Annotated in this window: 7 protein-coding genes; 6 read left to right on the top strand and 1 reads right to left on the bottom strand. The window is 74.5% G+C overall.

From position 1 onward, the window contains the following. Window positions 1-264 precede the first annotated feature (264 nt). From LWC33_RS07950 to LWC33_RS07925, 6 genes are all read left to right on the top strand, one after another. Entirely contained in the window at window positions 265-558 is a 294-nt protein-coding gene (locus LWC33_RS07950) for a hypothetical protein (RefSeq protein WP_233303581.1), read from the top strand. 115 nt (window positions 559-673) lie between these two features. Beyond that, window positions 674-1,036, top strand: coding sequence for a DUF1330 domain-containing protein (locus LWC33_RS07945; RefSeq protein ID WP_233303580.1), 363 nt, complete (start codon window positions 674-676; stop codon window positions 1,034-1,036). Between the two features lie 89 nt (window positions 1,037-1,125). Beyond that, the gene (locus LWC33_RS07940) at window positions 1,126-2,424 is read left to right on the top strand and encodes an Nramp family divalent metal transporter (RefSeq protein ID WP_233303579.1); all 1,299 of its coding nucleotides are present in this window, start codon (window positions 1,126-1,128) and stop codon (window positions 2,422-2,424) included. A gap of 92 nt (window positions 2,425-2,516) precedes the next feature. Further along, window positions 2,517-3,641, top strand: coding sequence for a baeRF11 domain-containing protein (locus tag LWC33_RS07935; RefSeq protein WP_233303578.1), 1,125 nt, complete (start codon window positions 2,517-2,519; stop codon window positions 3,639-3,641). 14 nt (window positions 3,642-3,655) lie between these two features. Beyond that, a complete protein-coding gene (locus LWC33_RS07930) occupies window positions 3,656-4,822 on the top strand; it encodes a molybdopterin molybdotransferase MoeA (protein WP_233303577.1) in 1,167 nt (388 codons plus the stop codon). A gap of 114 nt (window positions 4,823-4,936) precedes the next feature. Then, window positions 4,937-5,839 carry an MBL fold metallo-hydrolase gene (locus LWC33_RS07925; RefSeq protein WP_233303576.1) on the top strand — a complete coding sequence of 301 codons (903 nt, stop codon included), beginning with the start codon at window positions 4,937-4,939 and terminating at the stop codon, window positions 5,837-5,839. A 10-nt stretch (window positions 5,840-5,849) separates the two neighbouring features. Here the strand turns inward: LWC33_RS07925 and LWC33_RS07920 are convergent, their stop codons facing one another. After that, window positions 5,850-6,641: an SDR family oxidoreductase gene (locus LWC33_RS07920; protein WP_233303575.1), complete on the bottom strand. Its 792-nt coding sequence runs from the start codon at window positions 6,639-6,641 to the stop codon at window positions 5,850-5,852. Between the last annotated feature and the right edge of the window lie 144 nt (window positions 6,642-6,785).

Below are 6,785 nucleotides of genomic sequence, written 5' to 3'. Positions count from 1 at the left end.
CGCTGCTCGCCGCCGCGGTCGGGCTCGCCAACTCCCTGCGGATGCGCCGGCTCCCCGACCCGGAGCCCTCGGGCGCCGCAGAGACGACGCTGGGGTGAGGGCCGCGGTCGTGGTGTCCGCGAGCGCGACGCTGATGTCTCATCCCGCCGCCTCCGGGCGGGGGCGTCGTCGGGCTGACCTGGCCGGGGTTTGCCGGGACGTTGCGGCACAGGAAGAGTCTTCCGGCCCCTCGCCGCGGCCACCGATCCGTCGCACGATGTTCTGATGCTGTTCATCGGGCCTGACGCGGACGAGGCGACCGACCGGCACGAGGGTTTCGTCGCCGGCCGGTACCGCAACGGGGCGTTGTCCGACAGCTGGACCGACGTGACCCGCTGCGCCCACGGCACGTTCACCGCGTTCGTCCCGGCCTGCGAGTGCGGCTGGCGGGGGACGCCGCAGCGTCCCGACCAGCGAGGGCTCGAGCGGTGCCGGGACGCCTGGTCCACCGACCACGTCGCGTCCCTCGCCGCCGCGCCTGCGCCCGGCGGCGCCCGCCGGAGCGCCGCCCCGGTCTAGGAGGAGCCGGACGCCGGCGGGTGAGCCCCGGCGCTCGGTGCGCTCGGCACCGCACGCGCCGAGGACCCACCCCGGCCCTGGTCGGCGAGCACGACGCGGTTGGCAGACTACGGGGATGGCGATCGATCCCACCGGCGCGGACATGAAGGCCTTCCTCGCCGCGGCTCCGGACGAGCCGGTCACGATGCTCAACCTGCTGCGGTTCGTCGAGGGCGGGCGGCCCCGCTACGACGAGTACATCGCCCACTTCCGCCGCACGTCGGAACGGTTCGGCGCACAGATCGTCTACTACGGGTACGGCAGCGCCGCCGTCGTGGCAGAGCAGGGCCAGGACTGGGACGCGGTGCTGCTCGTGCACTACCCGAGCCGGAGGGCCTTCTCGGACATGGTCCGCGATCCCGAGTACCAGAAGGGCACCCATCTGCGGTCGGAGGCCCTGGTCGAGGCGGTACTGCAGCCGACGACCCCGGCAGGCTGACCGGGCGGCCCGGGAGCGCCCGCGTCGCGGTCGTCTCAGATTGAAGCGCCGGCTATCGCTCTGCGTTAGACGGCTCTACCCTCCGCCTCATGAACCCTCCCGCCGGCCGCTCCGCGGCGTCGGCCCTGTCGTCGACCGACGGGCCCGAGCGCCGCGACGGCCAGCGCCTGCGGGGGACGGGGCTGCGGGCCCGGCTGGCGATCGCGGGCCCGGCGTTCGTCGCGGCGATCGCCTACATCGACCCGGGCAACTTCGCGACGAACTTCGCGGCCGGCTCGCAGTACGGCTACCTGCTGCTCTGGGTGATCGTCGGGGCGAACCTGCTGGCCATGCTGGTGCAGAACCTCTCGGCGAAGCTCGGCCTGGCCACCGGGCGGAACCTGGCCGAGCTGTGCCGCGAACGGTTCCCGCGCCCGGTGAGCTGGGGCATGTGGGTCCAGGCGGAAGCGGTCGCCGTCGCCACCGACCTGGCGGAGGTCCTCGGCGGGGCGATCGCACTGCAGCTGCTGTTCGGCATCCCGCTGTTCGTCGGCGGCCTCATCACGGGTGTGGTGGCGTTCGGGCTGCTCGCCCTGCAGAGCCGCGGGCACCGCCCCTTCGAACGCGCGATCGTCGTGCTGTTCCTGGTGGTGCTCGTGGGTCTGTTCGCCACGGTGTTCCGGGTCGACGTCGACGGCGCCGAGGCGGTGGGCGGGCTGGTCCCGCGGTTCGCGGGCACGGACAGCCTGTTGCTCGCGACCGGGATCCTCGGCGCGACCGTGATGCCCCACGTGATCTACCTGCACTCGGCCCTGACACAGCGCCGGCTGCGGGCGGAGGGACCGGAGCAGCAGCGGTTCATCCTGCGCACCACCCGGATCGACGTCCTCGTCGGGATGGGCACCGCCGGGTTGGTCAACGCGTCGATGCTGCTCATCGCCGCCGCTGTCTTCGCCGGCTCGGCCCTCTCGGGGACCGACAGCCTCGACGGCGTCTACACCGGGCTCGAGGCCGCCGTCGACAAGGGGGCCGCGCTCGCCTTCGCGATCGCGCTGCTGGCCTCCGGCTTCGCCTCCTCGGGCGTCGGCACCTACGCCGGTCAGGTGGTCATGCAGGGCTTCCTCCGCCGCCGCATCCCGCTGCTCCTGCGGCGCGCGCTGACCCTGGCACCGGCCCTCGTGGTCCTCGGCGTGGGCGTCGAGCCCACCCGGGCCCTGGTGTGGTCCCAGGTCGTGCTGTCCTTCGGGATCCCGTTCGCGCTGGTGCCGCTCGTGCTGTTCACCCGCCGCCGCGACGTCATGGGGCCCCTGGTCAACCGCCGGCTGACCACCGCCGCCGCGGTCGTCGTCGCGGCCCTGATCATCGCGCTGAACCTGTTCCTGCTGGCGGACTTCGCCGCCGCGGCCTGACCCGCCCCGAGCGGGGTGCCGGTGGCCCCTTCCTGGCCCGGTGCGGGCGCGGCAGGGTGAGGTGGACGGATGCCTCGCCGAGGAGGGGACGCATGACGCTCTACACCGACATCCCGACCCGATCCGAGATCGACGCGCTCTGGCAGGCCGAGCCGCCCCTCGCCGTCTCGATCTATCTGGAGACCGCGCCCGAGTCGTCGGGGGAGGCGGAGCGGATCGCCTACAAGAACGCGGTCCGGGAAGCGCTGGCGCAGTCGGCCGAGGGGGACAAGGAGGACCTCGCGGGGCTGGAGGAGGAGCTCGGCGTCCTGGAGGACGAGGACTCCGACGAGTTCTGGCGGCACCAGGCCCGCAGCCTCGCCGTGTTCGCCACCCCGACCTCGCTGCGCAGCTTTCGGCTGCCGAACCGGCTGACCCCGGTCGCCGTCGGCGGGACCCGGTTCTTCGTCAAGCCGCTGATGCGCGCGGTGACCTTCCCGCAGACCGCGTTCGTGCTGGCACTCGCGCAGGGTTCGGTCCGGCTGCTGGAGACCGTGCCCGACGCGGCACCGCGCGAGGTGCGCGTGCCGGACATGCCGACGGACGTCGCGAGCGCCGTCGGCAAGTCCTCGATCAAGGACCGGGCACCGGTTCGCCGGCTGCAGGGCACCGAGGGGCAGAAGCTGCGGATGGCGCAGTTCTCCCGGCAGGTCGACGGCGCGCTGCGGGAGGTGCTGCCCGGACAGGGGGTGCCGCTGGTCCTCGCCGCGACCGAGCCGCTCGACAGCATCTTCCGCGCACACTGCCGCTATCCGGACCTGGTGCCGCACAGCGTGCCCGGCAACCCGGAGGGCCGCGGCGACGGCGAACTGGTCGCCGCCGCCCGCGAGATCCTCGACGGCTGGTACGCCGATCGGCTGGAGGACGAGAAGCACACCTTCGCCGACCGCGCCCGACAGGGCCGGACCTCGACCGACGTCGCCGACCTGGCCCGCTTCGCCACCCGCGGCGCCGTGGACACGCTGTTCGTCGACATCGACGCCGGCGTCGCCGGGGAGGTCGACGAGGACGGCGAGGTGACGTTCGCGGCCGCGGGAACGGGCGGCCCGAGCGGTGTCGTCGACGAGATCGCCCGGCGGGCCTGGCTCTCCGGTGCCCGGCTGCTGGCCGTCCGGCACGAGGACGTCCCCGGAGGGGGAGACGTCGCGGCGACGCTGCGGTACGCCCCGACCGCCTGAGCGCGGTCCTCGCCGTGCATGAGGGGGCGCCGGCGGGCACCGGCTGGTGGGAGGCGCGTCGACGGGCCCACAGGGTCGCCGCTCCCCTCGGCGTCACGCGGGTGCCGTTGGCGGCGGCGGCCGGTCTCGTCCTGGCGGAGGGGGTCACCGCGCGTGCGCCGATGCCGGCGTTCGACACGGCCGCCATGGACGGCTACGCGGTCGCGGGGCCCGGTCCCTGGCGGCTGTGCGGCCGGGTCCGGGCCGGTGAGGAGCCGCGGACGCGGCTGCGGGCCGGCGAGGCGGTCGAGATCTCGACCGGGGCCCAGGTGCCGCCCGGTGCCGACGCCGTGCTCCGCGTCGAGTCGGCGCGCCGCGACGGCGGGCTGGTCCGCGGGCCGGTGCCGGATCCGGGGACGCACATCCGCCCGACGGGTGAGGACGCGGCGGCGGGCGCGCTCCTCGCGCCGGCGGGCGTCCGGGTCGGCCCGGCGATGCTCGGGCTCGCCGCGTCCTGCGGCCACGACACCCTGGCGGTCCGTCCACGCCCGTGTGTGACCGTCCTGGTGACCGGGGACGAGCTCGTCCGGTTCGGGCCCGGGGGCGCCGGCCGCGTCCGGGACGCCCTCGGGCCCATGCTGCCCTCCCTGGTCGAGCAGCTCGGCGGGTCGCCCGCCGCCCCCCGGTACGTCGACGACACGCCCGGCAGCCTGACCGCGGCCGTGTCGGCCGCCGGGGCGGAGTCCGAGGTCGTGGTGGTCACCGGCTCGACCTCCGTGGGGACGACCGACCAGCTCCGGCGGCTGCTCGCGGACCGCGGAGCGCGACCGGTCGTGGACACCGTGGCGTGCCGGCCCGGCCACCCGCAGCTGCTCGCACCGCTCGGCGACCAGCGCTGGATCGTCGGCCTCCCGGGCAACCCCTTCGCCGCGCTGGTCGCGGTGCACACCCTCCTGGGGCCCCTGCTCGACGGCCTGACCGGGCGTCGCCTGCCGACCCTGGGCACGGCGGTCGTCACCGGGGAGGTCCGGTCGGCGCACGGGGTGACCCGGCTCGTCCCGGTGGCCTGGGACGACGACGGCGCGTCGGTGGTCGCGGGTCATCGGTCGGCCTTCCTGCGCGGGGTGGCCCTCGCCGACGCCCTGGCCGTCCTCGATCCCGGGTGGACCAGCGGGTCGACGGCTCGCGTGCTCCCGCTCTGAGAGGTGCTCTGACCCGGAGGCGCCGACGCGGAAGCCGGCCCGAGCCGATTGACGCGGGCCCCGCCCACAAGGCAGAACTAGCGGGGAGTAGACGGTGCGCGACGGGAGGCGTCGATGGGGACGACGGGCTGGACACCCGAGGAGTACGGGCAGGTGACGCTGCTGCGGGCGGCGAACGGCGGCGGCTACCCCTACGGGAACTCGCTGCTGGTCCGCGGGAGCGCGGGCACACTCCTCGTGGACCCGTCGCTGGCGTTGGTCGAGGACGACGCCCTCCCGGACGCCGACGCCGTCGTCGTCAGCCACGCCCACGAGGACCATCTCGTGGCGATCGACGCCTTCGACGCGCCCGTCCACGTGCACACCGCCGACCTGCCCGCGGTCCGCGACACGCAGGTGCTGCTCGCGGGGTACGGCCTGCCCGCGGACGCCACGGCGGAGCTCGCGGACTCCCTGACGACGGAGTTCCGGGTCCGCAGCCGCCCGGATGCCGTCGGCGTGCCGGACGGCCACCGGTTCGACCTCGGCGACCGCACGGCGACGGTCGTGCACCTGCCCGGGCACACCGCCGGGCACTCCGGGCTGCTGGTCGAGCCGGACGGCTTCCTCTACATCGCCGACATCGACCTCACCTCGTTCGGGCCGTACTACGGGGACCGGGTGAGCAGCCTCGAGGGCTTCGAGCGGTCGATCGAGATCTGCGGCTCCGTCGACGCGCGCTGGTACGGCACCTTCCACCAGAAGGGCGTGGTCGAAGGGGCCGAGGAGTTCCGTCGCAGGCTGCGGGCGTACCGGGAGGTGATCGGACGGCGGGACGAGGCGCTGACGGAGTTCCTCGCCGAGCCCCGGACCCTCGCCGACGTCGTCGACCGCCGCTTCGTCTACCGGCCGCACGTCGAGGCTCCGCACGTCGAGAGCGTCGAGGCGCGCACCGCCGAACAGCACCTGGCCCGGCTCGTCCGCACGGGGGTCGTCGCGGAGGTGGAGCCGGGCCGCTACCGCGCGGTGGCGGGCTGACCCGCGAGCCTCAGGCCAGGCCCTTGGTCGGGGTGTTGCGGGTGGCGTCGCCGAGCTGGGAGCCGCCGTCGACGTCGAGGATCGTGCCGCTGATGTAGGTCGCGGACGGGCCGGCGAGGAACACCGCGGCCTCGGCGACCTCCTCGATCTCGCCCCAGCGCTTCATCGGGATCCGCGCGTAGTAGGCCTCGCGGGCGCTCTCGTCGGGCGCGAGGCGGGCCATGCCCTCGGTGCCCGAGATCGGGCCGGGGGAGATGCCGTTGACGCGCACGTCCGGGCCCCACTCCATCGCGAGCACCCGGACCAGCTGGTTGATCCCGGCCTTGGCGGCGCAGGCGTGCGCCTGCATCGGCATCGCGTTGACCGCCTGGCCCGCGGTGATCGCGATCAGCGAGGCGCCGGGGGTGCGGAGGAGGTCGTAGCAGCCGCGGAAGACGTTGAAGGTGCCGTTGAGATCGATGTCGATCACGGTGCGGAAGGCGTTGGCGGACATCTGCGCCGCCGGGGCGAGGAAGTTGCCCGCGGCGCCGGACACCACGACGTCGAGCGGGCCGAGCTCGGACGCGACCTGCTCCATCGCGCCGCGGATGGCCGTGTAGTCGCGCACGTCGGCCGAGAGGCCCAGCGCGCCGGCGCCGATCGAGTCCGCCGCGGTCTTCGCCTTCTCCGGGTTCCGGCCGACCACGGCCACCCGCGCGCCGAGCTCGGCGAACCGGCGTGCGATGCCGAGGTTGATGCCGCTCGTGCCGCCCGCCACGAACACCGTGCGATCCGCCATCAGGCCGTCGCTGAACGCGCTCATCGTCGTCAGGTCCTCTCCGTCGAGTCTCCGGAGAGCCATCATGGGGTGCTGAACGCACGTTCAGTTCGGTTTTGGCGGGTGATCTCGACCACCGCCGGCCAAGCCCGCGCCCCGCTCACGGCGCCCATACCCCGCCGTGCACGA

It is taken from the genome of Pseudonocardia terrae (genome assembly GCF_021343995.1).
Taxonomy (GTDB): domain Bacteria; phylum Actinomycetota; class Actinomycetes; order Mycobacteriales; family Pseudonocardiaceae; genus Pseudonocardia; species Pseudonocardia terrae.
Note: the sequence above shows the minus strand (reverse complement) of the source record. Positions and strands in the feature narration are given on the sequence as shown.